Origin of the sequence: Arthrobacter sp. 260 (genome assembly GCF_013116745.1) — a bacterium.
In the GTDB taxonomy this organism is placed as follows: Bacteria; Actinomycetota; Actinomycetes; order Actinomycetales; family Micrococcaceae; genus Arthrobacter_D.
On record NZ_JABFOE010000003.1, the window covers coordinates 321,903 to 348,858 of the forward strand.

Below are 26,956 nucleotides of genomic sequence, written 5' to 3' on the forward strand. Positions count from 1 at the left end.
TTATAAGTCCAGTTAAGGGGTGGTAATGGCCGTCACAGCCAAGTCGTTTCAGCTGTGGCGCTCCCAGATCGCACCCAATGACACAGTCTCCGATCTGTGCCGGAAAGCCGGAATCAAACGCTCCACCCTGGGCCAGCAGTTGGTGCGGGGAAAGGTTGCGGTCGCCACAATTGTGAGCATCGCCCGCGCCTACGGACTGCACCCCGTGGAGGCCCTCGGCAATTTTGAAGGATACCGTGACCTCCCCGGCGGGATGCGGGAACCAACTGATGCCGAGCTGATCAGCCAGGTGTCGCACATCGACATTCTTCGGCTGGTCGTAGCCCGCAGCAGGGACGAGGAGGCGGCGGGTCGCCCCGTTCAGCTGGATCTGGCGTCGTTCCCGCACCAGACGTCGGTGCGGGGCTGGATCGACGCAATCGACACGGGGGACCTACGGCAGGCGCTGGCGGGGAAGACCGGCATAGCACCCCAAAACCTTTCTGCCCAGCTCACCGCTGGCCGCCTCACCCCCGAACTCGCGTTGGAGGCGGCGCGGTTGGCGGGAGTGTCCCTCGCCAGTGGCCTCGTGGTCACAAATCTGATCACCCCGTCGGAAGGTGGCTGGCCGGCGGAGGGCAGACACCGGGCGTTGGGTAGGAAGTCGGATGCCGACCTTGTGCTGTTGGCCAGGGACAGGCTGGACGGGCTGGGCAAGGCATTAAAGAAGCTCGAGCTAGCACATAGCCGGGACCAGGACCTATGGGAGAACCTCGGATGACTGAGCACCTAATCCAGTGGATCGTGCTGGCGTCATGCATCATCTTTGCCCTGCTACGTCTTCCCGATGCGATCCGGGGGCGCGGACGGTCGGTTTTCGCGGCAATGGTGCTCCTGGTGGTTGCGGTGGGGCTCAGTCTGCCCCAGATCTACCTTCCCGTCGACGGACTTCTGGGTGGGATGAACCTTGCGAACCTCATCATCCGGCTCTCGCTCTTCGCGATCTTTGTCCTGCTCGGAATCAGGATTGCTGGGGCTTTCAGGTCGCCCAGGGCCCGTTCGCTGATCGTCGGCCCACTGGGTCTGACGGTACTGGGCGTGGTGGTGGCGGTCACCGTGGTGCTCTTTGCGCTCAGCGATCTTCCAGAAAGCTCGACTGGGCTGCAAGCATTCCGGGACCAGGACACCGTCCGCCTCTACGCGGAAGCGGGGCGGCTCTATCCGGGGTACGTTGCGGCATGCCTGGTCTTGCCCGCGGTGAAGGGCCTGATGGATCCGGCCGGTCGGTTGGCGTACCGAAGCGCCTCGGCCCTGCTTGCCCTGGGCTTCGGGGCCGTGGTGGTATTTGCGGTGACCCGCTTGCTGGCGGGAGCACACCTCGGAATTTGGGAGATAGTCCTCCCCTTTGGGTCAATACTGCTGGTAGTGAGCGGCCTGACAGTCATCTGGGCCTCCCGGCGGCGAACCGAGCTGACACCACCGGGCAATAGACTTGCGTGAAATGTGACGTTTTTGTGATTGGTGGCGTCAAACCTATTCACACTTTCATCATCGTGTGCCAAAATAATGAATGCGTAACTCTGCTTGCCATGGGGGACAGCGGAGCTACAGTGCGGGGTGGGGCGTCCATTAGAACGGGTGGACGCACCTACCCGTTCTTGTTTCTCAGCCGGTCCAGGCGTAGCGCTTCTCCGGCCGACCAGCTGCACCATACTTGGGCGTGATCTTGGCCTGCTCCCTGGTCACCAGATACTCCAGATACCGCCGGGCACTGACCCTTGCCAAGCCGAGCCGTAGCGCCACCTCCGACGCGGAGGATCCCTCCGGGTTAGCGCGAAGGTCTCCGATCACTGCCTCCAGGGTAGGCACTGATAAGCCCTTTGGCAGGGCGGCCTGGACCTTCGTCCCCGCGTTGGAGCGCTGTTCCCGCGCCGGTCCCAGGAGTCGGTCAATCACCGTCTGATCCAGTGCCGGCGAGTTTCCGGCGCTGTGCTCAAGAATGCTCCGACGATGGGCGACGTACTGATCAAGGCGCTCAAGGAGGACCCTGGAATTGAACGGTTTGACCAGGTAATGCAACACCCCGCCAGCCATCGCTGCGCGGACTGTTTCCAGTTCACGGGCCGCAGTGATGGCGATGATGTCCACCGGCTCGCCCGTCAGGTTGCGGGCAGCACGAAGGACCTCGATTCCCGACAGATCAGGCAGATGAATGTCGAGCAGCACCAGTTCTGGCCGCCGGCTGGAGATGAGCTCAAGTCCGTCGGCACCGGTGTAGGCGACTCCCACCACTTCGAAGCCTCCGTGTGCCATCAGGAATCCGGTGTGCACTCCTGCGACTTCGCGGTCGTCGTCGATGACGGCCGTGCGGATCAATTGCGTCACTGCTGTTCCACACCGCCTACCGCAACGGACGTGGGTACAGGTGCGAGCCTGACCCGGAATTGAGCGCCGCCGAGAGGGGACGTGCCCACCCCAATCTCACCACTGCGGCGTTGTGCCACCCGCTGGAGAAGGGACAGCCCGAACCCGCGCGCGGCAGAGGGGCCATCTGCCTTGGTCGTGACACCGCTTTCGAAGATGCTGTCCCGCACCCCGTCGGGCACGCCAGGGCCGTCGTCGGACACTGTAATCACGCACCCCGAGTCGTCAGAGGTGGTGGAGATGTGGATGGTCCCATTCGAGCCGACCGCCTCCATCGCGTTATCGATCAGGTTCCCCAGGATGGTCACCTGGTCGGTGGTTCCGTCCGGGTGGAGCGTCGAACTGCCGTCGATGATCACCTGAATGTTCTTTTCCTCACCGATCGTACTCTTCGCCATCAGGAGGCTGGCGGCATCGGGGTCGGTGATTCCCGGGCAGAGATCACCCGAAACCACCGAACCGCCGTGACCGGAACGGGTGATGAAGTCGACCGCCTGCTCGGTCCGGCCAAGCTCGAGCAGGCCGGAAATGACGTGCATCTTATTGGAGAATTCGTGGGCCTGCACGCGCAGCGCCTGGGTGACATCGCGCGCCCCGTCCAGATCCTGCAACAACTGGTGGAGTTCGGTGCGGTCGCGGAGGATAAGCACGCTACCTACCCGCCGTCCGTCCACCACAGCCCGGTTCGCCTGCGCGAGCAGCACACGCTCGCCCACCAGCACTGTCGTTTCCATTGCCCCGTCGGAGTCGAGCATTCCCGCGAGGGCGGGTTCGAGGACGTCGTCGACGGGACGGCCGACCGCTGCGTCGTCAAGGCCAAGGAGGCGGCGGGCTTCGTCGTTGAGCAGCGCCACGTTCCCCCGTTCGTCGACCGCCACCACACCCTCACCGATTCCGTGCAGCATGGCGTCCCTGGTCTCCAGCAGGGTGGCGATTTCCTCCGGCTCCAGCTTGTAGATGCGGCGCCACACCAGTCTGGATACGTAGATAGCCCCTGCAGATCCCAGGAGGGCGGCGGCAATCAGCCACACCAGGAGCTGCGGGAGGTCTTCCTGGAGATCCTGGCTGAGCCGGGATTCGAGAATCCCCACTGATGCGGTACCGATCACCGAACCGTCGTCGTCGAAAATGGGGACCTTGACCCGCCAGGATTCCCCAAGCGTGCCGGTCTGGGTTCCCACAAAGGTGTCCCCCGACAGTGGCACCGACGGATCGGTGGAAACCATTGAGCCGATCATCTCCGGGTTCGGATGGGAATAGCGGATCCCCGCGTCGTCGGTCACCACCACATAGGTGACATTGGTCGACTGGGCAATGAGATCGGCGATCGGTTGGATGGTGTCACTGGGACGGGCGTCGTCGAACGCCTCCACAATGGTGGGCAGCTGGGCCACCGACTGGGCGACCCCCACCATTCTCGTCTCGTAGGCGTCGCGGATCTGCTGCTCCTGCATCCGGATCGCGACGGACCCGGCAATCAGGACAATGATCAGCACGATGGACAGCTGCAAAAGAAAGAGCTGTGACCTAAGCGACATTGACCTGATCATGAACCTATCTTGGCATGTCAGGGGTTCCCTGACCCTGTTCTTGCCGTGACCGTAATGACCAATACGTGCGTTATGTCCGTATTCTTCCCCGCCCAGTGGATGGTCCCTACGATGAACCGGACGGCATGGTGATCTGCATCACGCCAAAGAAAGGAAATCTCATCATGAAGCTTAATCGCCCAATGAAGCGCCATTCAGCTTTGGTGGCTGTCGCAGCAGTCTCGGCGCTGGCCCTCTCCGCCTGCGGCGACAGTGGCTCGGAGACCGCAGAGGGCGGGATCGACCGCCTGAACATCGTTGTACCGGCAGACCCGGGCGGCGGTTGGGACCAGACCGGCCGCGCCATCCAGAACGACCTGGAAGAGAACGAGCTCGTTGGCAGCGCTTCAGTGGAAAACGTTGGCGGCGCTGGCGGCACTAATGGCCTGACCCGTCTGGCGACCGAGCAGGACCCCAACACGCTGATGGTGATGGGCTATGTGATGGTCGGTGCGGTGGAGACCAACGCTGCCGAAACCCGGATCGAGGACACCACGCCGATCGCGCGGCTCACCGACGAGCCACTGATCGTGGTCGTACCCTCCGATTCGCCGTACCAGACCATCGAGGACCTCGTCACCGACATCGAAGAGAACGGCCAGGCAGTCTCAATCACAGGCGGCTCCGCCGGCGGCGCCGACCACATTCTTGCAGGCATGATCCTTGAGGCCGAAGGCGTGGCCCCCGACAAGCTGAACTACATCCCGTACTCCGGCGGCGGCGAATCGCTGGCTGCCCTCCTGGGCAACCAGGTATCGGCGGGCATCTCCGGTGTCGGCGAGTACGCCGAACAGGTCAAGGCAGGCACGGTGCGTGCCCTCGCAGTATCCGGCGAGGAACCAGCAGGCCAGGTGCCTGAGGTGGAAACCCTGACCGACCAGGGCATCGATGTGGTCCTGACCAACTGGCGCGGCGTCGTCGCCCCGGGCTCCATCGACGAGGAGCAGGCTGCAGCCCTGACCGAACTGATCACTGAACTGCACGAGACGGAATCGTGGCAGGAAACCCTCACCGAGAACAACTGGGCGGATGCCTTCCTCACCGGCGAGGAGTTCGCCACCTTCCTCGACGAGGACATCGCAACGGTCAAGACGACCCTGACAGACATCGGTCTGCTGTAGCAGCCATGAGTACCCACCCACCAGAGGCACAGGCCAGCGGCGCACGGACCGCCGCTGGCCGGCCCATCGGGGAAATTATCTTCGCCGCGGGGATCCTGAGTCTCGGCATTCTCGGTTTCGTGGCCGGCGCCGATATCCGGACGCCGCCGTCGGCAACTGGGATTGGCCCACGGGAGTTCCCGTTCATTGTGTCCGGTCTGCTCGTGGTCCTCGGGGCCGCGATCATCGTCCAGTTGCTGCGGGGCCACCGCGGCGCTCCCGAAGAGGGCGAGGATGTTGACCTCAACGTGAAGACCGACTGGCTGACCGTCGCCAAACTGGTCGGGTTCGTGGCGCTGCACATCCTGCTCATCGTCCCCGCGGGCTGGCCCGTTGCTGCCGCCGTGCTCTTTTTCGGTGCCAGCTGGACGCTCGGCGCCCTGTCCTGGTGGAAGAACGCGGTCATCGCCATCGTGATGGCCCTGGTGCTGCAGTTCGTGTTTGCCGGCCTGTTGGGCGTTTCCCTCCCCGCCGGATTCCTCCTGGAAGGGGTTGAGATCTTCAATGGATAACTTCATGGCCCTCATGGAGGGTTTCTCGGTTGCCATGCAGCCGATGTACCTCTTGTTCGCACTGGGCGGAGTGCTGGTCGGAACAGCCGTAGGTGTGCTGCCGGGCATCGGCCCGGCCATGGCCATCGCGCTGCTGATGCCCATCACCTACAGCCTCGACCCGACGGCGGCGATCATTGTGTTCGCCGGCATCTATTACGGCGGCATGTACGGCGGTTCCACCACGTCCATCCTGCTGAACACACCCGGTGAATCGGCGTCGGTGGTCACGGCCCTCGAGGGTAACAAGATGGCCAAGGCGGGACGCGGAGCGGCGGCTCTGGCCACGGCGGCTCTCGGTTCGTTCGTCGCTGGCACCATCGCCACGGTCCTGCTGACCTTCCTCGCCCCGATGCTCGCCGAATTCGCCGTGCAGATCGGCCCGGTCGAGTATGTGGCGCTGATGGTTGTCGCCTTCCTCACCGTCGGGGCGCTTCTGGGCGCGTCCGTGCTGCGGGGACTGGCGTCCCTCTGCATCGGGCTGTTTCTCGCGTTCGTGGGTGTTGATGCACTGACAGCGCAGCAGCGCTACACGTTCGGCAGCCCGTTCCTCGCGGACGGCATCGACGTCGTGCTGGTGGCTGTGGCCCTGTTTGCAATGGGCGAGGCGCTGTACATCGCGTCGCGGATGCGTCACGGATCAGTGGCGGTCATCCCGGTGAGCGGCAACTGGCGCAAGTGGATGAAGCGCGAAGACTGGCGCCGGTCCTGGAAGCCTTGGCTGCGCGGCACGTTTATCGGATTCCCGATCGGCACCATTCCAGCTGGCGGTGCTGACGTTGCCACCTTCGTCTCCTACGCGACTGAACGCAAGCTCGCCAAAGGTGAGAACAAGGCGCAGTTTGGCAAGGGAGCCATCGAGGGTGTTGCAGGTCCGGAATCGGCCAACAACGCCGCCGCTGCAGGCGTGCTGGTGCCCTTGCTGACACTGGGTATCCCCACCACCGCGACGGCGGCGATCATGCTGGTCGCCTTCCAGCGGTACCAGATCCAGCCCGGTCCGCTGCTGTTCGAGGTGGAAGGGGCCCTGGTCTGGGCGCTGATTGCCAGCCTGTACGTCGGCAACCTAATGTTGTTGGTCCTGAACCTGCCGCTGGTGGGATTGTGGGTGAAGATCCTTCAGATCCCGCGCCCCTACCTGTATGCGGGCATCCTGGTCTTCGCAGCCCTCGGCGCGTTCTCGATCAACTTCACACCGGTGGATGTGTGGATACTGCTGATCATCGGTCTTCTCGGGTTCTTCATGCGCCGGTATGGGTATCCGATTGCACCAATGGTGGTGGGGCTGATCCTCGGTCCCATCTTCGAGGATCAGCTCCGCCGGTCCATGGCCATCTCGCAGGGAGACCCCACGGCACTGATCACGTCACCGATCGCTGCGGTGATCTACGCAACCCTTGCGTTGATCTTCGTACTCTCGTTCTGGATGAAGAAGCGTCAGAAGGCAATGGAGGCCTCCCTCGACAGCACGTCAATGAGTGCCGGCGGGGGAGACCAGACCCGCGCCTAGGCGTCGTGGTCGGTTTCCAGGATCTTTGCCAGGGATTCGAGGGCCTCCTCGGCGCCGTCGCCGTCGGCACGAAGCACGACGACGTCGCCGTGGGAGGCCCCGAGGCCCATCAGGGACAGGATGCTCGATGCATCCATCGCGTCCTCGGCCGGTTCGCCGTCCAGGGAAATGGTGACCTCCAGGGGGAGTTCACCTGCCGCCTCGGCGAAGATGGCTGCGGGGCGAGCATGCAGGCCCACCCGGCTTGCGACTGTGGCTTTGCGTTCTGACATAGGGTTCCTCCTTGGTTGGGGCACTTACTGGCCCAGGGTTTCCAGAATTGGCAGCCGTTCACGGACCATACTGCGTCCCTGTTCGGCGGTGGTGGCGGCGAGGGCCAGGGCAGCAAGCTCCTGGGCTTCATGGCGGGTCACGGAGGCCAGCACCGCTGCGACGGTGGGCAGTGCCCTCGCTGACATGGAGAGGGTCTGAACCCCCAATCCGACCAGGACGACGGCGAGGGCCGGATCCGCTGCCGCCTCACCGCACACGCCCACCGGTTTCTCGGTGGTGGTACTGGCGGCGGCCGCCTCGGCGCCCGCAACTGTGTGTTTAACCAGCTGCAGGACGGCCGGCTGCCAGGAATCGTTCAGCACGGCGAGCTGACCCAGCTGGCGGTCGGCCGCCATGGTGTACTGGGTGAGGTCATTGGTTCCCAGCGAGGCAAACCCGACGTGTTGCAGGATGGCTTCACTCGTCAGCGCGGCTGACGGCACCTCGACCATGACCCCGGGGCGGTTCAACCCTTCAGCGAGGCACATCTCCCCGAACGCCTGGGCCTCGGACGCCGTCGAGATCATCGGTGCCATCACCCACACTTCGGCCTCTGACTCGGCAGCTGCCCGGGCGATCGCCTTCAGTTGGCGTGTGAGCACACCGGGGCTGACCGATCCGGTCCGGTAGCCCCGGACGCCGAGCGCGGGATTGGGTTCCGTTGCGTCGGTGAGGAAGGGCAGCGGCTTGTCAGCGCCGGCGTCAAGCGTCCTGACCACCACCTTGCTGCCGGGAAACGCGTCGAAAACCTCGCGGTAGGCTGCTGCCTGCTCATCGGGACCAGGTTCGGTCTCCCGGTCCAGGAAGCAGAACTCGGTACGAAGCAGGCCGACACCTTCGGCGCCAGCCGCGGCCGCCGCGCGGGCATCCTTGCCGGAACCCACGTTCGCCAGCAGCGGCACAAGGTGCCCATCTGCTGTCGCACCGGTGCCGTTGAACGTACCCAGGGCAGCCGACTGCTCCACCCATTTGGCTGCGAGGGCACGCTCCTCGTCGCCGGGCCCGGTGATGATGCTGCCCGCCGCGCCGTCCACATAAACCTCGGTCCCGGCCTCGATGGCCTCAACACCCGGGGCAGCGACAACCGCCGGCAGCCCCAGCGCACGGGCGAGGATGGCCGTGTGCGACTGCGGGCCACCACTGCTGGTGATCAGCCCCAGCACCTTCGTCGCGTCGAGCGTTGCGGTATCTGCCGGGGCGAGATCCTCTGCGGCGAGAATGAACGGAACGTCTGACGTGGGGATGCCGGGGGCCGGAAGGCCACGGAGCTCGGCCACCAGCCGGGCCCGGACGTCGTGGACGTCCTGGGTGCGTTCAGCCATATACCCGCCGAGACTGAGCAGCATTTCGGCGACGGCCGAACCGGCCTCCCAGACTGCCCGCTCCGCTGTGGTGCCCGCGATGATGAGCTTGGTGGCCGACTTCAGCAACATGGGGTCAGCCGCCATCATGGCGGTTGCCTCGAGCACAGCGCTTGCGTCTTTCGATGCGGCGTCGGCGCGGCGCTTCAACTCGGCCTGAACCGCTTTGGACGCAGCCTTCAGACGAACCGTCTCGGCTTCGGCAGTGGTGTCCGCCCCCCAGGTTTCGCCCTGCAGCGGCTCCCGGGCACTGCCCGGCATCTGCAGGACAGGCCCGATCACGCGGCCGGGGCTAACCCCGACTCCGGTAAGTTTCGTCATTGAAAGACCCTCCCGGGTTCGGTTAGGCGGCGACCGTCTCGGCGACAGTAGTGTCTTCGGTCTTCCGCGTGGCGAAGCGTTTCAGAGCTACCACCGTGAGCGCCGAGATGATCATGCCCACAATGATTGCCACCACAAACATAGCGACATTCCCGATGGCAAAGAAGACGAAGATACCGCCGTGGGGTGCCTGTGAGGTGACTCCTGTACCCATCACGATTGCTCCGGTGACCGCCGACCCGAGCATGCTGGCGGGGATCACGCGGAGTGGGTCTGCCGCTGCAAAGGGAATCGCGCCTTCGGAAATGAACGCTGCACCCAGTAGCCAGGCAGCCTTCCCATTCTCCCGCTCGGCTACCGAGAAGCGACGGCGGTCCAGCACGGTGGCCAGTGCCATGGCGAGCGGTGGGACCATTCCTGCGGCCATGACAGCCGCCATGATCTGCCACGGTGCCTGGTTGGCCACAGCCCCGGCGCCCAGTCCGGCGACGGCGAAGGAGTAGGCGACCTTGTTGATCGGTCCACCGAGGTCGATGGCCATCATCAGGCCGAGGATCGCTCCCAAGAGGACCGCGGCCGCGCCGGTCATGCCTGAGAGCCAGTCATTTAGGGCGGTGGTCAGGGAGGCGATTGGCCCGCCGAGGACGAGGATCATCAGACCTGAGGCGGCAATGGACGCCAGCAGGGGGATGATGACGACGGGCATCAGGCTGCGGAGCCAGCGTGGCACGTTGATCCGGCCGATCATCATGGCGAAGTAACCTGCCAGCAGGCCGCCGACGATACCGCCGAGGAACCCGGCTCCCATGAACCCTGCAACGGCACCGGCGACGAAGCCCGGGGCGATGCCCGGCCGGTCAGCCAGCGCGTACGCGATGTAACCGGCGAGTGCGGGTATGAGGAAGCCCATCGACAGGCCTCCGATTTTGAAGAAGACCGCACCGAGGAAGACGAGGAGGCCCTCCGGCGGCAGATTGAGCAGTGTGTACTGGGTCAGCATTGCATCGGCGTTGCCGACGCCGTCGGCGTTCGACAGGGCGATTTCGTAGCCGGCGAGCAGGAAGCCCAGGGCGATCAGGAGACCGCCGCCTGCAACAAACGGAATCATGTAGCTGACACCGGTGAGCAGTGCGCGCTTGAGCTGGCGTCCGATGCCTTCGCCGCCCTCGTCGGTCTGCTGCGACTGCGAGTCGGTGGTCCCCTGGACGCGCCGTGCGTTCGGGTTGTCCGCGGCAGCCAGTGCCTCGTCGACCATCATGCCTGGCTCGTCGATGCCCCGTTTGACGGGGGACGTGATGACGGGCTTCCCGGCGAAACGGTGCCGGTCACGGACGTCGACGTCGACGGCGAAAATCACGGCGTCGGCCGCGGCGATCACGTCTGCCGGTAGGGGAGTAGCGCCCGAGGAGCCCTGGGTTTCGACCTGCAGGTCCACCCCGCGTTCCTTGGCAGCGGCAACCAGGGAATCGGCTGCCATGTAGGTGTGCGCGATGCCGGTGGGGCAAGCGGTGACAGCGACGATCCGGCGGGTCTTCGGGGCAGTGTGCCCGTTTCCCGCGGCGGCGGGTTCACCCGCACCGGACGGGGTAGGAGCCGCCTGGCTGCTTTGCCGTGGACCGGCGTCCAAAGCTCCCTGGACGAGGTCCACCACGTCCTGTTCAGTGGCCGCCGAACGCAGCGCTGCTGTGAAGTCCTTCTTGATGAGGGAGCGGGCCAGTTTCGAGAGCAGCTTCAGGTGCTCCTGGTCCGCGCCGTCCGGTGCCGCAATGAAAAAGATCAGGTCCGCGGGACCGTCCTTGGCTCCGAAATCCACTGCGGGGTTCAACCGGGCCATCGCGAGCGTTGGCTCGGTGACCGAGGTGGACCGGCAGTGCGGGATGGCGATGCCGCCCGGAATGCCGGTGGCGGTCTTCTCCTCCCGGGCAAGGGCGTCCGCGTAGAGGCCGTCCGCGCCGGTCGCCCGGCCAGTGGCGGCAACCTGGTCGGCGAGCCGGCGGATCACCTGCGAACGGTCAGAGCCCAGGTCCTGATCCAGTGTGACGAGCTCGGTTGTAATCAGCTGTGCCATTGATCTTCCTCCTTTGGAAGTGGTGCATCGAGCGGGGTGTGGGTAGAAGTGGTGGTGTGTGGAAGGCGTTGGGTAACGACGGCACCCGGTGTGGTCTGGTGCAGTGCTGGAACCGTCGAGCCGGGCAGCGCGGCAGCCGCGGATCCGTGGGCGACCGCCTGTTTCAGACAGTCCTCGGGGGACTGGCCGGCGGTGTGCGCCAGCAGGTACCCGGCGAGGGCCGAATCGCCGGCGCCAACGGTGGACCGGGCGGCGACCGGCGGGTGCGCCGCCTGCCACGATTCAGTGCCGGTGACCAGGAGTGCTCCTCGGGCTCCGAGGGTGGCGAGGACAGCGCCGACGCCGGTACCGACCAGCGCTGTGGCAGCGGCAGCTGCCAGGGCGGGATCTGCTTCAAGCGCTTCGCCGTCGGCAACGCCGCTCAGCTCGGCGAGTTCCTCGGCGTTGGGTTTCAGCAGATCCGGGGTGATCCCGGTGGCCAGGCTGTCGGTGAGCGGTGCACCTGAGGAGTCGACGGCGATCAGCGGGGAGCGGTCGCCGTAACGGGTGCGCACGGTGTCGATCACTGTGGCGTAGAAAGTGCTCGGAACCCCTGGTGGGAGGGACCCGGCAAGCACTAGCCAGGAGGCCCCCGCACTCTCGGTCACCACCATTTCCAGAAGGTCGTCGAGCTGGGTGGGCGTGAGGTGCGGCCCAGGTTCGTTGACCTTTGTTGTGGTTCCGTCGGGCTCGGTCAGGGTGATGTTGCTGCGCAGGGGCGTTCCGATCGGAAGGCTGCGGAAGGGCACACCCGCCGTCCGGAGTCCGGCGAGCACCGGGTCATCGGGGTCGCCCGGAAGCACTGCGGTCGAGGCTACGCCGGAGACCGTCAAGGCGCGGCACACATTGACGCCCTTCCCTCCGGATTCCTGGTGGGCAGCGGTAGCGCGCTGCACCTCGCCGCGGGTGAGGATCTGGGACAGCTCGACTGTCCGGTCGAGGCTTGGATTGACCGTCAGGGTGATGATCATGCGACCACCACCTCAACGTCGGAGTCGGCCAGTGCTGCAGCTAAGGCGGGCGGCGGCTCCTGGTCGGTGACCAGCGTGTCAATGTCGGTCAGCGACGCGAAGCCGACCAGCGTTTCCTGTTCCAGCTTCGACGCATCCACTACGGCAATGACGCGGCGGGCGGACCGGACGATCGCCGTCTTGACTGACGCCTCATCCGGGTCTGGTGTGCTGAGCCCGAAGGTGGAGTGAACACCGTTGGCTCCGATGAAGGCGATGTCGGGGCGGTAACCATTGAACCGGTCGATCGTGTGGCTTCCGACGGCGGCGCTGGTCAGTCCGCGGACGCGTCCTCCGACGAGTTCCAGGTGCAGGGACGAGGCTGCGATCGCGTAGGCGATGGGTACGGCGTGCGTGATGACCACCAGGTCATCACGGGTCTCGTGGGCCAGCAGTTCGGCGAGGTGCCCGGTGGTGGTGCCGGCGTCGAGCACGATTGACCCGGCGTCAGGGATCATCGCGAGGGCGGCCTTGGCGATCCTCGCTTTTTCTGGTTGGTGCTGGCTTTCCCGGCTGTTCAGGCTCAGCTCGCTGGTGCTGTTGTTCGCACCGCTCACCGCCCCGCCGTGGACGCGGCGCAGTACTCCCGCATCCTCAAGGAGGGCGAGGTCCCGTCTGACAGTTTCCTTGGTGATATTGAAGCGTTCCGAGAGTTCGGTGACACTGACCCGTCCCTCGTCGACCACGAGGGTGGCGATCCTGCTGTGGCGTTCTTCGGCGAACACTGCGGCCTCCTTGCGGTGGTGACTACCATCACAGTAAATGTCTGATTTAGTGACTATATCTGTGTTTATGTTTGGTTGTCAACGGTTTGCAGTAAAACAAAAAGCGCCACCCCCCAACTGGTGGGGGGTGGCGCGGAGTAGGTGTGGCGTGGGGGCTAGATGCCGCCGTCTCGTGTCTCGTTGCGGGTGACGGTCTCGCCAGTGTGTGGGTCCTGAACGGATCGGGACTCGGAGACCCGCCGCTGGCTGCGCGGCGCGTTCATGACCAGTGAAATGATCAGGCCGAGCACTCCTACGCCCATCAGGATGTAGCCCACCAGGGCGAGGTCGACGAAGTCAACGCCATCCGCGACAGCGAAAGCGAGAATTGCACCCAGTGCAATAAGGACGATTGAAGAACCGATTCTCATTTTGTCTACTACTCCTTCGATATAACGCGGACGGCGGCCGAAAATGGCCACCGGGCGTATCCGGTGATCCGCCCGGTAGATCAGTGTGACGTAGTCGACAGCATACTGCGCTTCCGGTTTATGGCCGTTAACTGGGAAGTTTTGGGGCGCGCGCCGCGACTACCAAAATGACTAAGTGTTATCAAATCAATACCGGCGTGGCCTATTGAAAAACCCAACGACGGGGGTTTAATGAACTCAGCATCGCTTTAATTGAAAGCTAAGCAAGCTGATGAAGTAGGATGGTTGAAAGCTTGTGTGGGGACATCCTGCATTACAGCACTTTTGTTATACGTATCACTCGTAGACAAGACTCAATTATAAGGAGTACTCCATGGGTTTCTTCGCATTCCTTCTTCTAGGCCTCATCGCTGGCGCAATCGCCAAGCTCATCCTTCCCGGCAAGCAGGCCGGTGGCTGGATCATCACCCTCATCCTGGGTGTAATCGGCGCCATCCTCGGTGGCTGGATCGGCCAGCTGCTGTTCAATGCTGATGTTGACGAGTTCTTCTCGCTCTCATCATGGCTGCTCGCTATCGGCGGCTCGCTGATCGTGCTCGTTGTCTACGGTGCCATCACCGGCCGCAACAACAAGTCACGCGCCTAATTTCAGACGTGCAACAAACGCCGTCGGGGCAACCCGGCGGCGTTTTTTGTGCAGTTTTCCGTACGGCGCATCGACTGCGCGCAACTGAAGGATTCAGTAAATGAAACTGCCCAACCTTAATCCTGCGTCGAAGCTGGCCAACGATGCCCTCTACGACAAGCAGGGAAAGCCCAAGCCGGGTATCCAGCGGACCATTGAACGGGCCATCGAGGTGCAGCGTCCGCTGGTCCTGGCGAATCTTCGCCGCATGTACGCCAAGAACCCGGATGCCACCGCCGAGGAGATCAGCTCCGCCCTGGAGCGCAGCTACCTCGCGGTGATTACTGTCACCGGAGCGGGGGTGGGTGCGACGGCCGTCGTGCCTGCCATCGGCACTATTGCGTCGCTGGGTCTATCGGCAGCAGCCACCGTTGGATTCCTCGAAGCCACTGCTCTGTATGCGCAATCCATCGCGGAGCTCCACGGAGTGCAGACCGATGATCCGGAGCGGGCGCGGACCCTCGTGATGGCCGTTCTGATGGGCGAGGAGGGCAATGCCCTGATCCAGTCAGTGCTGCGCGGTTCGGGAGGTGGCGCTACCGAGCATTGGGGCACCGTGGTGGGAAGCTCGGTGTCATCGCCGATCGTGCGAACCATTGGGAACAGCATCAGGAAGCGGTTTGTCCGGAAGATGCTTGCCAAGCAGGGCGGCGCCCTTCTGGGCCGAGCGCTCCCCTTCGGAGTGGGCGCTGTGGTCGGGGGTGCCGGAAACCACATGATGGGCCGCGCCGTCGTTGCCGCCACTGCCCAGGCTTTCGGTCCGGCGCCGAGCGTGGTGCCGGGTCAGCTGGTCAAGGACCTCGATCGCTGACCTCTTGTCGCCCGTCGTTCCGGTGGACGCGCTCGCTGATCGGGCGCGACCGCCGGAATCGGGCGCGGCTGACCGCGGGACGTTCCTACAGTGAGGAGTCAGGGTTGGTCGGCGGGTAGCTCGGCATGTTCATAGTGCCCGGCCCGGCATTGCCCGGGCCCGCGTTGCCCGCGCGGCGGACAAGTTCGCCGGTGTTCTCGGCGGTCCGGATCGATGCGATCAAGGATTCGAGGCCCACCCGCGCCAGCACCAGGTAGAGAAGCCCGAAGAGCGGTCCGAGGACCAGCATCACGAGCAGTCCGAACAGCGCGCTTTGCTGGAAGCTGACCACGACGAACAGCAGGTAGGTGATCGCGATGATGACCATGACCAGCAGGTACACGATCTTTGCGATGCTGGGTGCGATAAAACTGTTGAAGGAAAAATCGAATAAAGCTTTCATGGTCCCCATATTCCTTGTAGCGAATTGATTGACTGAGTGTACAGCCGGGGTCGGTTCGCTACTACCGTTATGGGAACTAAGGATCAGCCGAAGACTGCGTGGGCAACAGAGAAGATCAGCAACCCGGCCAGGGAGCCGACCACGGTGCCGTTGATCCTGATGAACTGCAGGTCCTTTCCGATCTGCAGTTCGATCTTCCTTGACGTTTCCACCGCATCCCACCGGCCAACCGTCTCAGTGATGATCGCCGCGATGTCGCTGCGGTAGGTGCGCACCAGATAGCCCGCCGCGTCGGCAATCCACCGGTTGATCTTCCCTGCGAGTTCCTCGTCGGTGGCCATCCGGTGCCCGAAGTCCCTGACCGCCGCCTTGAAGTTCCGGGTTAGCTCACTGTCCGGATCGTCCACCGCTTCCAGCAGCGCCTTCTTGATGGTCGCCCAGGTGCTCGCCGCCAGGTCACGCACCTGCGGGTCCCCCAGTACCTGGGCCTTGATGCCCTCGGCCTTGGCGATGACCACCGGATCGTGCTGGAGATCCTGCGCCAGATCCTTGAGGTACTTGTCGAGGGCGAGCCGCACGTCGTGGTGGGGGTTGGTCTGGACAGCCCGCATGAACTTGGTGATCTCGACGTAGACCTTGTCGCCCACCAGCCCATCGACGAACTGGGGCACCCAGGTGGGTGAGCGCTGGGAGACCAGTCCTGAGACCAGGTCGTAGTTGCTGTCCACCCACTCGGCAGCGCGGTCCACCAGCAGATCCACGAGCTGGTGGTGATGGCCGTCGTTGAAGATCCGCTCGGCAATCTTCCCTGCCGGCGGTCCCCACGGCGGTGTCAGCAGGTGCTTGCGCACCATGGACTCGATGACCGATTGGACGGCGTCGTCGTCGAGAACCGTAAACACCGCACGGATGGCCGCGGCGCCCTCCACCGCCACCCGTTCAGCGCCTTCGGGGGTGGCCAGCCAGGCGCCCGCCTTTTGCGCGACACCTACTGAGGCGAGCTTCTGCTGCACCACCGCTTCGGAGAGGAAGTTCTCCTCGACGAACTGGCCCAGAGAGGCCCCGATCTGGTCCTTTTTTCGGGGAATGATCGCTGTGTGGGGGATCTTGATGCCCATCGGATGCTTGAACAGCGCGGTCACCGCAAACCAGTCGGCCAGGGCTCCCACCATCCCGCCCTCCGCGGCGGCCCGGACGTACTGCAGCCAGGGGTACTCGTCCTGCAGGGCGAACGCGACAACAAAGATCACCGCCATGGCACCAAGCAGCCCGGTGGCCACCACTTTCATGCGCCGGAGTCCGGCCGCCCGTTCTGCGTCAGTGCCGGCTAGGTGAGAGCTCAAGGATCCTCCGGAGGTCGCGGCGCACCAGCTGTGCATCCGTCTGAGTCAGTAAAGCAGCGTTTGATGGCGTAAGTCACGCCGGACGGACCGATTTCGCGTAGCGTGTAAGTAGCTGCTGGTTGCTGACGGGAGGGGACATGCAACAGACAATATTCGCTCACCGCGGGGCCAGCCATCAGTTCGCCGAGCACACCCGGGCGGCCTATCTGCAGGCGCTCGCGGAGGGTGCCGATGGCGTTGAATGCGACGTTCATATGACGCGCGATGAGGAACTGGTGTGCATCCACGACTCGACCCTTGACCGAACATCGAATGGCACCGGCGACGTCGCCGATCACACCCTCCGCGAACTCAGGGACCTCGATTTCTCGTCCTGGAAGGGCGCCGGGATACCCGTTGAGTTTGGCGGTGTGGCCGATCAGTTTCTCTCACTCGGCGACCTGTTGCGCCTGCTGTTATCTGCCGGGCGGGAAGTGCTGCTGGCCATTGAGCTCAAACACCCCAGCCCCTACGGGCTGAAACTAGAGGAAAAGCTGGTCACTTTCCTCATGCAGCAGGGCTGGGACCCGGAGAGCTCCACCCTCGCGAACGTGTCGATCAGCTTCATGAGCTTCAACCCGGACTCGGTCAAACACCTGCTCGAAAAGGTTCCGGCCCACACGGTCTGCCAGTTGGTCTCCGACGTGCGCCCGGCAGAACTGCGGGCCGAGCTGCACTTGGGGGTGCTGACAGCTGCTGCGGTGATCGGTCTGCTGCGCCGGGCACTCAACGACGGCGAGCAGAACATCGACTCCCATGCGGCAGGCATGGCCGGACCTGGCCTCGACTACGTGGTGGCGCATCCGGCGCGGGTTGCCCGCTGGATTGCCGAGGGAATCCGCCTCCGCGTGTGGACGGTGGACGAGCCCGACGACATCGAGCTGATGCGAAGCCTCGGAGTGCACGAGATCACCACCAACCGGCCCGCCTTTGTCCGGGCGCAGCTGACCCGATCCACGCCAGGCAGTTAGGTCTGCGCCACCGCGGGGGAGTGTGATTGAGTTGAAGCATGCACTCGCCGATTGAAGACTACGCACTCGTATCCGACATGCACACCGGTGCGCTGATCTCGAAGTCCGGGAGCGTCGACTGGTTGTGCTTTCCCCGGTTTGATTCCGATTCGGTGTTCGCCGCCCTGTTGGGCGAGGAGGATCACGGCCGCTGGCTTCTCGCCCCGGCGCCGGGGGCCGGCGCAGCCGAGGTGGTTCAGTGGCACTACGTCGACTCGACCTTCGTGCTGGTTACCCGCTGGCATACCGATGCAGGAGAGGTGGAGGTAACCGACTTCATGCCGATCGGCGACCGCCGGGCGTCCCTGGTGCGGCGGGTCAAGGGACTGAGCGGCAATGTGCCGATGCGCCAGGAGCTGGTAGTGCGGTTCGGCTACGGCACGATCCTCCCGTGGGTCAGGCGGCACACCGACGACGGCGGCCAGGCCATCTCGGCGATCGCCGGTCCCGACGCCCTGGCACTTCGCGGTGAACAGCTTCCCCACGCCTCCCACCGCCGGCACGAAGGGGAATTCGTCGTCGCCGCCGGTGAAACTGTTGATCTCGAACTCGTCTGGTACCCCTCCTACCGGTTGATGCCCAAGCCGCTGGACGTTGATACCGCACTGCGGGAAACGATCGATTACTGGTCCGGGTGGGCAGCGAGCTTCGAGCAGCAGGGCCAGTATGACCCGATCGTGAAGCGCTCCCTACTGGTGCTTCGCGCCCTGACGCACGAAGACACCGGCGGTATTGTCGCGGCCCCCACCACCTCACTGCCCGAGCACTTCGGTGGTGCACGCAACTGGGACTATCGGTTCTGCTGGCTCCGTGACGCCGCGCTGACCCTCGAGGCGATGATGACCCACGGGTATCAGGAGGAGGCGCTGGAATGGCGCAACTGGCTCCTGCGCGCGGTCGCCGGGGACCCCGAAGACCTGCAGATCATGTACGGCGTGGGCGGCGAGCGGGACCTGCCCGAAAAGACCCTTGACCACCTGCCCGGGTACGAATCGTCCACACCGGTGCGGGTGGGCAACGGTGCCGTTGACCAGTACCAGGCCGACGTCGTCGGCGAGGTGATGGTGGTACTGGAAAAGCTCCGCAACCGAGGGGTGGAGGAGGACAGCTTCTCCTGGCCCCTGCAGCGCGCGCTGCTGGGCTTCGCCGAGAACCACTTCGACGACCCCGATCACGGCATCTGGGAGATGCGTGGGGACCTGAAGTACTTCACCCATTCCCGGGTAATGATGTGGGCGGCGTTCGACCGTGGCGTCCGTGCGGTTCGTGAGCACGGGCTGGAGGGCCATGCCGAGCGCTGGGCCGAACTCCGCGACCGGTTGCGCGAAAACATCCTGGAGAAGGGGTTCGACCCAAGCATCAATTCGTTCACCCAGACTTACGGCAGCCCGGAGGTTGACGCGTCACTGCTGCAGCTCCCGCAGGTGGGGTTCCTCGACTACGACGACCCCCGGATGCTGGGGACCGTGGCCCGGCTGGAGAAGGACCTCGCCAACGAACACGGGCTTCTCCTCAGATACCGCACCGAGGCCGGCATGGACGGACTGGAACCGGGGGAGCACCCCTTCCTGGCCTGTTCCTTCTGGCTTGTTGAACAGTACGCCCGGTCCGGCAGGATCGCGGACGCCAAGAAGCTGATGGACCAGCTCGTGGGGTACGCGAACAGCCTGGGGCTGCTCGCCGAGGAATACGATACGGGTAGCTCACGGATGGCGGGCAACTACCCGCAGGCGTTCTCGCACCTGGCGCTGGTGCGCGCCGCAGATGCTATCCACGGCGTGAACAGCGGCTCCCTCTAGCTCCCCGGGTCACCCTCGAACCACAAAAGTGCCGGGCCCGCAGACCTGCTGTCGCGAAACAGCTGATCTGCGGGCCCGGCACTTTTGTGCACCCTGGCTGGCGGGGTGGTTATGGCTGGATGATCACCTTGATGCAGCCATCCTGCTTCTTCTGGAACTTCTCGTAGGCGGCGGGCGCCTCGTCGATGCCGATCGTGTGGGTCATCAGGTCCATGACGCCCAACGGATCCGAGGGGTCCTCGACGATCGGCAGCAGCTCATCGGTCCAGTTGCGGACGTTGCACTGGCCCATGCGGGTCTGGATCTGCTTGTCGAACATGTTCAGCAGGGGCATCGGGCTGGCAGTTCCGCCGTAGACGCCGCTGAGGGAGATGGTTCCTCCGCGTCGGACCGAATCGATCGCCGCATGCAACACCGTGAGGCGGTCCACTCCAGCGGTCTCCATTGCCTTCTTCGCGAGCGCGTCAGGCAGCAGGTTGACGGCGTTCTGGGCGAAGGCGCCCAGCGGGGAGTCGTGGGACTCCATGCCGACGGCGTCGACGACTGCGTCTGGCCCGCGGCCGTCAGTCATTTCCCGCAGCTCGTCGCCAATGTCCTTGGTGAAATCGAGCGTCTCAATGCCGTGGCGTTCGGCCATGGCGCGGCGCTCGGGAACGGGCTCAACAGCGATGACCCGCTGGCCGAAGTGCCGGCCGATCCGTGCGGCGAACTGCCCCACCGGGCCCAGACCGAAGACGGCGAGCGTGCCGCCGTCGGGAACGTCCGCGTACTTCACGCCCTGCCAGGCAGTAGGCAGGATGTCGGAGAGGTAGAGGTACCGCTCATCGGGGAGCTCGTGGCCTACCTTGACTGGTCCGTAGTCGGCGTGGGGGACACGCAGGAACTCAGCCTGGCCACCCGGCACCGAGCCGTAGAGTTCCGAGAAGCCAAGGAGGCTGGCGCCGGATCCCTGCGACCGGACCTGGGTGGTCTCGCACTGTGACTGGAGCCCGCGGACGCACATCCAGCAGTGACCACAGGAGATGTTGAAGGGGATAACCACCCGGTCGCCCGGCTTGAGATTTGTGACGGCACTGCCGACCTCCTGCACGATACCCATCGGCTCGTGTCCCAGCACGTCATTCTTGTTCATGTAGGGGGTGAGCACCTCGTACAGGTGCAGGTCGGACCCGCAGATTGCCGAGGAGGTGATGCGAACGATAGCGTCGGTGGGCTCCTGGATCACGGGATCCGGGACCTGTTCTACGCTGACGGTGCTACGGCCCTGCCATGTCACTGCCTTCATGATTCACGCTCCAATTTTGAATAGTAAGTACGCTGACTACCACCAGTATTGCCTTGTTTCGTCAGGATTGAAAGCCGAGTAGGTGAATCCCCAGGCCGCGCCCTACGCTGATTTGGTGAAATACCTGCAGTCGCCAGCGGTCCGGGTTGGCCTTTCGATCGCCGTCGCCACCGGCCTCTACGGCGTATCTTTCGGAGCACTGTCAGTGACTTCCGGATTCGATCTCTGGCAAACCATGGCGCTCAGTCTGCTGCTCTTCAGCGGCGGCTCCCAGTTCGCCTTCATCGGGGTCATCGGGGGCGGCGGAACGGGAGCGGCGGCGATGACCGCTGCGTCCCTCCTGGGCATCCGTAACGCGGTTTACGGGATGCAGATGAATGCGCTGGTGCGGCCTGCCGGCTGGCGGCGGTTCGTGGCCGCCCACGTCACCATTGATGAATCCGCTGCCACCGCGAGCGGTCAGACCGACCCCGTCGAGCGTCGCCTGGGGTTCTGGAGCGCGGGGATCGGCGTCTTCATCCTGTGGAACGTGTTCACGGTAGTCGGGGCCCTGGTGGGTGGGGCGCTCGGTGACCCCGCACAGTGGGGCCTTGACGGGGCAGCGGTTGCGGCGTTCCTAGGTCTGCTCTGGCCGCGGCTCAAGGGTCGCGAGCCGGCGGCGATCGCTGTGGTCTGTGCCCTGGTCACGATCGTCGCGGTCCCCCTGGTGGCACCCGGGCTGCCCATCCTGATTGCGGCCGCGGTTGCCGGAGCCATCGGCTGGTTCGGTCACGGCCGGCCCACCGAGGGCCTTGAACCCGACATTGACCCCTACGCTGATGGAGGCGATCACCGATGAACCTGTGGCTCTGGATCCTGCTTGCCTGCGTCGTCGCCTTCCTCACCAAGCTCGCCGGCTACCTGGTTCCGGCGCGGTGGATGGACAACCCCCGGATGAACCGGGTCGCAGGAACGCTGACTATTGGACTCCTCGCGTCGCTGACAGCCGTGAACACGTTCGCCTCGGGCCAGGAACTGGCTCTCGACGCGCGGATCATCGCCTTGGCAGCCGCGGCGGTGGCGCTGCTCCTGAGGGCACCGTTCCTGGTGGTGGTGCTTGCGGGAGCGGTGGGTGCCGCACTGGCCCGGCTGGCGGGCATGCCCTAAGCCCCCGGCTGGTCGTGGCTTGGCGGGTGCGGGAAGTAGCCGGTGTCAGCGCGCGACGACGGCGGCGGTCGCTTCGGCGATTGCCGCTTCCTCGTCGGTCGGAATCACCAGCACAGGGAACGCCGACTCCTCGGTGCTGATCTGGCGGGGTGCCCTGGACTTCTTCCGGTTCTCGGCGTCGTCCAGATGCAGGTTCAGTGCGCCCAGCCGTCCCACCACACGCTCCCGGAACTGCCAGGAGTTCTCGCCAATTCCCGCAGTGAATACCAGCGCCTGGGCGCCGCCGACTGCCACATGGTAGCCGCCGATGTACTTGGCCAGCCGGTAGGAGGCGAGGTCCAGGGCCAACTCGGCCCGGGTGTCCCCGCTGGCTGCCGACTCGACCACTGAACGCATGTCGTTCTGCCCGGTCAGACCCTTGAGCCCCGCTTCACGGTTCAGGAGTTGATCCAGGTCCTCCGCCGAGTAGCCCTCGCGGCTGAGGAACAGCAGGATCGACGGATCGATGTCGCCGGAGCGGGTGCCCATCACCAGGCCCTCAAGCGGGGTGAACCCCATCGACGTGTCGATGCTGGCCCCGGCCTGCACCGCAGTGATTGAGGCGCCGTTCCCGAGGTGGGCGATGATCCCGGTGAACGTGGAGGGGGCGACTCCCAGTAGGGCGGCGGCATGGTCGGTGACGTACCCGATTGACGTGCCGTGGAACCCATACCGGCGGATCCCGAACCGGGTGTAGAGCTCGTCGGGGACGGCGTAGCGCCAAGCCTGCTCGGGGATGGTGCGGTGGAACGCCGTATCGAACACCGCAACCTGGGGCATGGTGGGCCATTTGGCGGTGATGGCCCTGATGCCCTGGACATTCGCCGGGTTGTGCAGGGGTGCAAGGGGGCTCAGGCGTTCGATCGCCCTGGTGATCTCGTTGTCCACCAGGACCGGCTCGCTGAACCGTTCACCGCCGTGGACCACCCGGTGCCCCACAGCGTCAATGGCTTGGCCCTGCAACGCCTGCTCGACGTCGTCGGTCACCCTGTCGAGCGCCTCCTGGTGGTTGGTGGGCCCCCCGTGGGTGGAATCACCGATCCGTTCCACGGTGCCGTCGGCCAGCCGTTCACCGGTCTCGGTGTCGCGCACCTGGTATTTCAATGATGATGAGCCCGAATTGATGACAAGAATGATCATGATGCCTCCTGCCAGAAACTCTACTGGAGGCTGCTGACGTGGTCCGGCGGCTCACAGCAGGCGACCGGGCACCTGTAAGCACCCACTTTCGATGTAGCTGGAGGCAAGTCGAGTAGCATCGGCGTATGGAAGCTACCGAGGTGGTGCGGCGGTACTGGTCTGCGGTGTGGAGCCGTGACTGGAACGCTGTTGGACGAACACTTGCCGACGACGTGGAGGTCTTCTGGCCCGTTACACGCGAGATCATCCGTGGCAGGGACAACCTGGTCGCGGTGAACTCAGAGCATCCAAACGGGTGGAGCATTGACGTGTTAAACGTTTACGACGCCGGCGACGTCGTGGTGTCCGAGGTGCAGGTGCCTCAGGAGGACGTTGGCATTTTCCGTGTTGTCTCGATTTGGACCGTCGCCGAAGGTGTTATTACTTCCGGCCGCGAATACTGGACCCTCTACGGTGGGGAGGAAGGCCGCGACTGGCGGCGCAAATACAGCACAGTTGGCGACCTTCCCTCCTGAGATGCGCTTCCGCTAAGCCTCAGCCAGCATTTCTCCCGGAGACTGCTCTCCTCCACCGCTGGCGTACGCTCACATGGCCGACAGTTCGCCGAGCACCGTGCCGTCTTCCGCCTGAAGGGTCATCACGCCTGCGCGGACCCGTCCGAGCGTGGCCTGGCCCAGCCACCCCTCGGCATCATCGCAGGTGGCGGTTGCGGCGGGGTCGGGAGTCAGGGTCACCGAGTCGGACTCCTCTCCGGGCTCCCAGGTCCCGGCTACCTCTCCACAGTCGTCACTGCCGGAGTACGACCTGTCCACCTGGATGGATAGGAACGGCGACGTCGGTGTCCTCTCCTCGGTCCAGTACCCGATCGGCAGGCCCTGCGGACCCACGCTGGAATCGGTGGAGCGGACCAGTTCGGTGCTCACCGATCCGTCGAAGTCATACAACGTCAGCGTATCCCCGTCGACGGCGACGGTGGCCGCCAGCGAGACCGCAGACGGAAGGGCAGCACCGTCGCACCCCATAAGGGTCTGCGGTCCCATGGTGGTGACCAGGTCACTGTCCTGGCCGAGGTCCCAGGTTCCCTGCACCCGGTTGCACCCGTCGGACGCGCTCCACGAGTTGTCCTGCACGAACGCAACATAGGGCTGCTCCAGGGTGTCGAAGGTTTCCTCAACGGTCCAGGTGCCGACGAGGCTGCCTGGCTGCAGGGGTTCCGGTGGCGGGCTGTCATCATCCACAGGCGACGAGGACGCGCACCCGCCGAGGGCCACGCAGAGTCCAATACCCAGTACTACTGCCGAACGTCGCCTGATCCTGCTCACGGTTCACGGTCCCATAAGGGATGTGGCCGGCTGCTCACCCGCAGTGGGTGAAACCTTGACGCTGACGTAGCCCGGATGCTGGTCGTTTTAGTGCACCTAGGCGGTCTCAGTTCTCCTGGTCGGTATCCTGTGCCTGGACCGCTGTGATTGCGACGGTATTGACGATATCTTCGACGGTGCAGCCACGGGAGAGGTCATTGACCGGCTTCCGGAGCCCCTGCAGGACCGGTCCCACCGCAACCGCGCCGGCCGACTGCTGGACCGCCTTATAGGTGTTGTTGCCCGTGTTGAGGTCGGGGAAAATGAAGACGGTGGCCTGGCCGGCCACTGAGGAACCCGGCAACTTGGACTCGGCGACCGTCGCGTCGACGGCGGCGTCATACTGAATGGGTCCCTCCACCGGAAGGTCGGGCCGGCGTTCGCGCACCAGTTCGGTGGCACGGCGCACCTCGTCCACTGCACCCCCGGAGCCTGATTCACCGGTCGAGTAGGAGAGCATCGCCACCCGGGGGTTCACGCCGAACTGCTGGGCGGTCTCGGCCGATGCGATAGCGATATCGGCGAGCTGCTCGTCATTGGGGTCGGGGTTGACCGCGCAGTCACCGTAGACCAGGACTCGGTCGCGCAGCAGCATCAGGAAGACCGACGAGACAATTTTCACTCCCTCCTTGGTCTTCACGAACTCGAGCGCTGGGCGAATGGTGTTGGCGGTGGTGTGGGCTGCGCCGGACACCATGCCGTCCACTTTCCCGAGCTGGACCATCATGGTCCCGAAGTAGGCGCCTTCCAGCATGCGCTCGCGGGCGCTTTCGATGGAAACGCCCTTGTGAGAGCGAAGCCGCGTGTACTCGGCGGCAAATTCCTCCCGGAGCTCCGAGGTGGCCGGGTCAATCAGGGTCAGCCCGGTCAGGTCGATACCCTGCCCGGCCGCGAGCTCCCGGACCTTCGCCTCCGGCCCCAGGATGGTGAGGTCGCAGACGTCCCGCCGGTGCAGGATCTCGGCTGCCCGGAGGATCCTCGGGTCCTGCCCCTCGGGCAGGACAATGTGCCGACGCTGGGACCGTGCCCGTTCGATCAGGTCGTGGAGGAATCGCAGCGGGGTCATCGTCAGTGCACGGGGCAACTCCAGCCGTTCAAGGAGTTCTGGCTCATCGACCTGCCGCGCCCAGGCGCCCAGGGCAGCGGCCGCCTTGCGCCGCAGCCCGGTGGCGATCTCGCCGCGCACCTCGCTGACCCGACGCGCCGCGGTGTACGTGTCGTCGTCGACAGCGAACACGGGGAACGGTGCCTGGGCGAGCAGGGAAAGGATCGTGGAGTCCGGGGCGAGGCCTCCGGTGAGGATCATCCCGGACGGGACCGGAAACTCGGCCGAGAAGGAGGACGCCAGGGTTGCCACCATGACGTCGGCACGGTCGCCGGGCACAATCACCAGGGCGCCGTCGGTGAGCTTGTGCAGGAAATTCCCCACGTTCATCGCGGCGACCTTGATCGACGCGACATCCCGTTCAAGGGTCGGGCTGCCGGCAATCTGACGGGCACCGAGCGCCCGCGCCACCTCGCCGACAGTGGGCCGGGAAATCTCGGCGAGTTCGGGAATCACATAGACGGGACGCCCGGAACGCCCCGGCCGGACCTGTGCACTGATCTCGGCGACGGCGTCGTCGGCGGCCCGGTTCACCATCATCGCCAGCAGCGAGACCTGCGCGGCGTCCAGTTCCCTGCGGGCGACGTCGACGGCGTCGGCCGCCTCGGGGACCGACATTTCCTTCGCGTTCACCACCGCCAGCACCATGGCACCCAGGTTGTTGGCCAACCGGGCGTTGAGATCGAACTCGAGGGCGGCGTCGTGCCCGCTGAGATCGGTGCCCTCGACGATGATGACGTCGCAGTCACGGGCGATCTCGCTGTAGATGGCAACGCAGCGGGTATCGATTTCTTCGCGCTGCCCCTTGACCAGCAGCGCCCGCGCCTCGGCGCGCGTGAGGCCGCCGCGCGCACGGGATGCGGGCAGGTCGAAGGTGCGCTGCATCAGGTTGACCATCGGGTCCGCCTCCACGTCATCCCCCTCGACGATGGGCCGGAAGAATCCCACCCGGTCGGAGTGCCGGTGCAGCATGTCCGCCAACCCCAGTGAGATCAGTGACTTTCCTGAGCCTTCGGTCATGGCGCTGACGTATATTCCACGAGTCATTGACTCATCCTCCCAAACCACGGCGGCAGTAGCCATGACGGCGGGCACATCAGCGGGTTTTATCTGCGGATGGAGTGTTCCCGGGATCACCCGCGCACCTGTGGCGGGTGATCCCGGGAGCTGGCCGACGATTCGTGCAGTTGTGGCGGGGTGGGGAAGGGCCTAACCCCCCCCACTTTCTCTCCGTGCTCCCCACACAGCCGGGCCCCCCCCCCCCCCACCCCCCCGGCCCCCACAATATTCTC

The 26,956-nt window shown here is 64.7% G+C and carries 26 protein-coding genes; 12 read left to right on the forward strand and 14 right to left on the reverse strand.

Translation table 11 applies throughout. The features are described from left to right. The first annotated feature begins 25 nt into the window (after nucleotides 1–25). Together HMI57_RS05870 and HMI57_RS05875 are read left to right on the forward strand one after the other, a co-directional pair. Entirely contained in the window at nucleotides 26–760 is a 735-nt protein-coding gene (locus tag HMI57_RS05870) for a hypothetical protein (protein ID WP_171584991.1), read from the forward strand. Beyond that, nucleotides 757–1,479, forward strand: coding sequence for a hypothetical protein (locus HMI57_RS05875; RefSeq protein WP_171584992.1), 723 nt, complete (start codon nucleotides 757–759; stop codon nucleotides 1,477–1,479). The genes HMI57_RS05870 and HMI57_RS05875 overlap by 4 nt, the downstream gene beginning before the upstream one ends. Nucleotides 1,480–1,644: 165 nt before the next feature. Here HMI57_RS05875 and HMI57_RS05880 read toward each other — a convergent pair whose 3' ends face one another. Together HMI57_RS05880 and HMI57_RS05885 are read right to left on the reverse strand one after the other, a co-directional pair. Beyond that, a complete protein-coding gene (locus HMI57_RS05880; RefSeq protein WP_171584993.1) occupies nucleotides 1,645–2,364 on the reverse strand; it encodes a response regulator in 720 nt (239 codons plus the stop codon). After that, complete coding sequence (locus HMI57_RS05885; RefSeq protein ID WP_228720938.1) at nucleotides 2,361–3,941, reverse strand: sensor histidine kinase; 1,581 nt, start codon at nucleotides 3,939–3,941, stop codon at nucleotides 2,361–2,363. The genes HMI57_RS05880 and HMI57_RS05885 overlap by 4 nt, the downstream gene beginning before the upstream one ends. A gap of 176 nt (nucleotides 3,942–4,117) precedes the next feature. Here HMI57_RS05885 and HMI57_RS05890 point away from each other — a divergent pair, with 176 nt between their 5' ends. Genes HMI57_RS05890 through HMI57_RS05900 form a run of 3 tightly spaced genes read left to right on the forward strand, consistent with a single transcriptional unit; the run spans nucleotide 4,118 to nucleotide 7,213 of the window. Next, a complete protein-coding gene (locus tag HMI57_RS05890) occupies nucleotides 4,118–5,113 on the forward strand; it encodes a tripartite tricarboxylate transporter substrate-binding protein (protein WP_171584995.1) in 996 nt (331 codons plus the stop codon). A 5-nt stretch (nucleotides 5,114–5,118) separates the two neighbouring features. Further along, nucleotides 5,119–5,664 carry a tripartite tricarboxylate transporter TctB family protein gene (locus HMI57_RS05895; RefSeq protein ID WP_171584996.1) on the forward strand — a complete coding sequence of 182 codons (546 nt, stop codon included), beginning with the start codon at nucleotides 5,119–5,121 and terminating at the stop codon, nucleotides 5,662–5,664. Continuing rightward, nucleotides 5,657–7,213, forward strand: coding sequence for a tripartite tricarboxylate transporter permease (locus tag HMI57_RS05900; RefSeq protein WP_171584997.1), 1,557 nt, complete (start codon nucleotides 5,657–5,659; stop codon nucleotides 7,211–7,213). The genes HMI57_RS05895 and HMI57_RS05900 overlap by 8 nt, the downstream gene beginning before the upstream one ends. Here HMI57_RS05900 and HMI57_RS05905 read toward each other — a convergent pair. The 6 genes from HMI57_RS05905 to HMI57_RS05930 all read right to left on the reverse strand — a co-directional run bounded on the left by HMI57_RS05905 (nucleotide 7,210) and on the right by HMI57_RS05930 (nucleotide 13,459). Continuing rightward, nucleotides 7,210–7,485: an HPr family phosphocarrier protein gene (locus tag HMI57_RS05905; RefSeq protein ID WP_171584998.1), complete on the reverse strand. Its 276-nt coding sequence runs from the start codon at nucleotides 7,483–7,485 to the stop codon at nucleotides 7,210–7,212. The two genes, HMI57_RS05900 and HMI57_RS05905, sit on opposite strands and share 4 nt — an antisense overlap. 24 nt (nucleotides 7,486–7,509) lie before the next feature. Further along, nucleotides 7,510–9,207: a phosphoenolpyruvate--protein phosphotransferase gene (gene ptsP, locus HMI57_RS05910; RefSeq protein WP_171584999.1), complete on the reverse strand. Its 1,698-nt coding sequence runs from the start codon at nucleotides 9,205–9,207 to the stop codon at nucleotides 7,510–7,512. A 22-nt stretch (nucleotides 9,208–9,229) separates the two neighbouring features. After that, nucleotides 9,230–11,275 (reverse strand): fructose-specific PTS transporter subunit EIIC, encoded by a 2,046-nt coding sequence (locus HMI57_RS05915; protein WP_171585000.1) that lies wholly within the window; start codon nucleotides 11,273–11,275, stop codon nucleotides 9,230–9,232. Further along, a complete protein-coding gene (locus HMI57_RS05920) occupies nucleotides 11,263–12,285 on the reverse strand; it encodes a 1-phosphofructokinase family hexose kinase (protein ID WP_171585001.1) in 1,023 nt (340 codons plus the stop codon). Before HMI57_RS05920 ends, HMI57_RS05915 begins: the two co-directional genes overlap by 13 nt. Further along, nucleotides 12,282–13,049: a DeoR family transcriptional regulator gene (locus HMI57_RS05925; RefSeq protein ID WP_171585002.1), complete on the reverse strand. Its 768-nt coding sequence runs from the start codon at nucleotides 13,047–13,049 to the stop codon at nucleotides 12,282–12,284. The genes HMI57_RS05920 and HMI57_RS05925 overlap by 4 nt, the downstream gene beginning before the upstream one ends. A gap of 155 nt (nucleotides 13,050–13,204) precedes the next feature. Then, nucleotides 13,205–13,459 carry a DUF6458 family protein gene (locus tag HMI57_RS05930; RefSeq protein WP_171585003.1) on the reverse strand — a complete coding sequence of 85 codons (255 nt, stop codon included), beginning with the start codon at nucleotides 13,457–13,459 and terminating at the stop codon, nucleotides 13,205–13,207. Between the two features lie 373 nt (nucleotides 13,460–13,832). On the opposite strand from HMI57_RS05930, the gene HMI57_RS05935 reads away from it, so the two are divergent. Then, nucleotides 13,833–14,105, forward strand: a complete 273-nt coding sequence (locus HMI57_RS05935) for a GlsB/YeaQ/YmgE family stress response membrane protein (protein ID WP_171585004.1) — start codon at nucleotides 13,833–13,835, stop codon at nucleotides 14,103–14,105. 100 nt (nucleotides 14,106–14,205) lie between these two features. Next, nucleotides 14,206–14,955 (forward strand): hypothetical protein, encoded by a 750-nt coding sequence (locus HMI57_RS05940; RefSeq protein WP_171585005.1) that lies wholly within the window; start codon nucleotides 14,206–14,208, stop codon nucleotides 14,953–14,955. Between the two features lie 85 nt (nucleotides 14,956–15,040). On the opposite strand, the gene HMI57_RS05945 is transcribed toward HMI57_RS05940, so the two are convergent. Together HMI57_RS05945 and HMI57_RS05950 are read right to left on the reverse strand one after the other, a co-directional pair. Next, complete coding sequence (locus HMI57_RS05945; protein ID WP_171585006.1) at nucleotides 15,041–15,397, reverse strand: DUF4282 domain-containing protein; 357 nt, start codon at nucleotides 15,395–15,397, stop codon at nucleotides 15,041–15,043. Between the two features lie 83 nt (nucleotides 15,398–15,480). Next, nucleotides 15,481–16,686 (reverse strand): DUF445 domain-containing protein, encoded by a 1,206-nt coding sequence (locus tag HMI57_RS05950; RefSeq protein ID WP_228720960.1) that lies wholly within the window; start codon nucleotides 16,684–16,686, stop codon nucleotides 15,481–15,483. Nucleotides 16,687–16,877: 191 nt separating this feature from the next. On the opposite strand from HMI57_RS05950, the gene HMI57_RS05955 reads away from it, so the two are divergent. Continuing rightward, a complete protein-coding gene (locus HMI57_RS05955; RefSeq protein WP_171585008.1) occupies nucleotides 16,878–17,750 on the forward strand; it encodes a glycerophosphodiester phosphodiesterase family protein in 873 nt (290 codons plus the stop codon). A gap of 38 nt (nucleotides 17,751–17,788) precedes the next feature. After that, nucleotides 17,789–19,588: a glycoside hydrolase family 15 protein gene (locus tag HMI57_RS05960; protein ID WP_171585009.1), complete on the forward strand. Its 1,800-nt coding sequence runs from the start codon at nucleotides 17,789–17,791 to the stop codon at nucleotides 19,586–19,588. 109 nt (nucleotides 19,589–19,697) lie between these two features. Here HMI57_RS05960 and HMI57_RS05965 read toward each other — a convergent pair whose 3' ends face one another. Continuing rightward, nucleotides 19,698–20,873 (reverse strand): zinc-dependent alcohol dehydrogenase, encoded by a 1,176-nt coding sequence (locus tag HMI57_RS05965; protein ID WP_171585010.1) that lies wholly within the window; start codon nucleotides 20,871–20,873, stop codon nucleotides 19,698–19,700. A 115-nt stretch (nucleotides 20,874–20,988) separates the two neighbouring features. On the opposite strand from HMI57_RS05965, the gene HMI57_RS05970 reads away from it, so the two are divergent. Continuing rightward, a complete protein-coding gene (locus HMI57_RS05970; protein WP_171585011.1) occupies nucleotides 20,989–21,711 on the forward strand; it encodes an AzlC family ABC transporter permease in 723 nt (240 codons plus the stop codon). Next, nucleotides 21,708–22,019 (forward strand): AzlD domain-containing protein, encoded by a 312-nt coding sequence (locus tag HMI57_RS05975; protein ID WP_171585012.1) that lies wholly within the window; start codon nucleotides 21,708–21,710, stop codon nucleotides 22,017–22,019. The genes HMI57_RS05970 and HMI57_RS05975 overlap by 4 nt, the downstream gene beginning before the upstream one ends. A gap of 45 nt (nucleotides 22,020–22,064) precedes the next feature. Here the strand turns inward: HMI57_RS05975 and HMI57_RS05980 are convergent, their stop codons facing one another. Next, nucleotides 22,065–23,198, reverse strand: a complete 1,134-nt coding sequence (locus HMI57_RS05980) for an acetate kinase (protein WP_171585013.1) — start codon at nucleotides 23,196–23,198, stop codon at nucleotides 22,065–22,067. Nucleotides 23,199–23,323: 125 nt separating this feature from the next. On the opposite strand from HMI57_RS05980, the gene HMI57_RS05985 reads away from it, so the two are divergent. Then, nucleotides 23,324–23,713, forward strand: a complete 390-nt coding sequence (locus HMI57_RS05985) for a nuclear transport factor 2 family protein (RefSeq protein ID WP_171585014.1) — start codon at nucleotides 23,324–23,326, stop codon at nucleotides 23,711–23,713. Between the two features lie 69 nt (nucleotides 23,714–23,782). Here HMI57_RS05985 and HMI57_RS05990 read toward each other — a convergent pair whose 3' ends face one another. Together HMI57_RS05990 and pta are read right to left on the reverse strand one after the other, a co-directional pair. Continuing rightward, complete coding sequence (locus HMI57_RS05990; protein ID WP_171585015.1) at nucleotides 23,783–24,520, reverse strand: META domain-containing protein; 738 nt, start codon at nucleotides 24,518–24,520, stop codon at nucleotides 23,783–23,785. 106 nt (nucleotides 24,521–24,626) lie between these two features. Continuing rightward, nucleotides 24,627–26,711, reverse strand: a complete 2,085-nt coding sequence (gene pta, locus HMI57_RS05995; RefSeq protein WP_171585016.1) for a phosphate acetyltransferase — start codon at nucleotides 26,709–26,711, stop codon at nucleotides 24,627–24,629. Nucleotides 26,712–26,956: the final 245 nt, after the last annotated feature.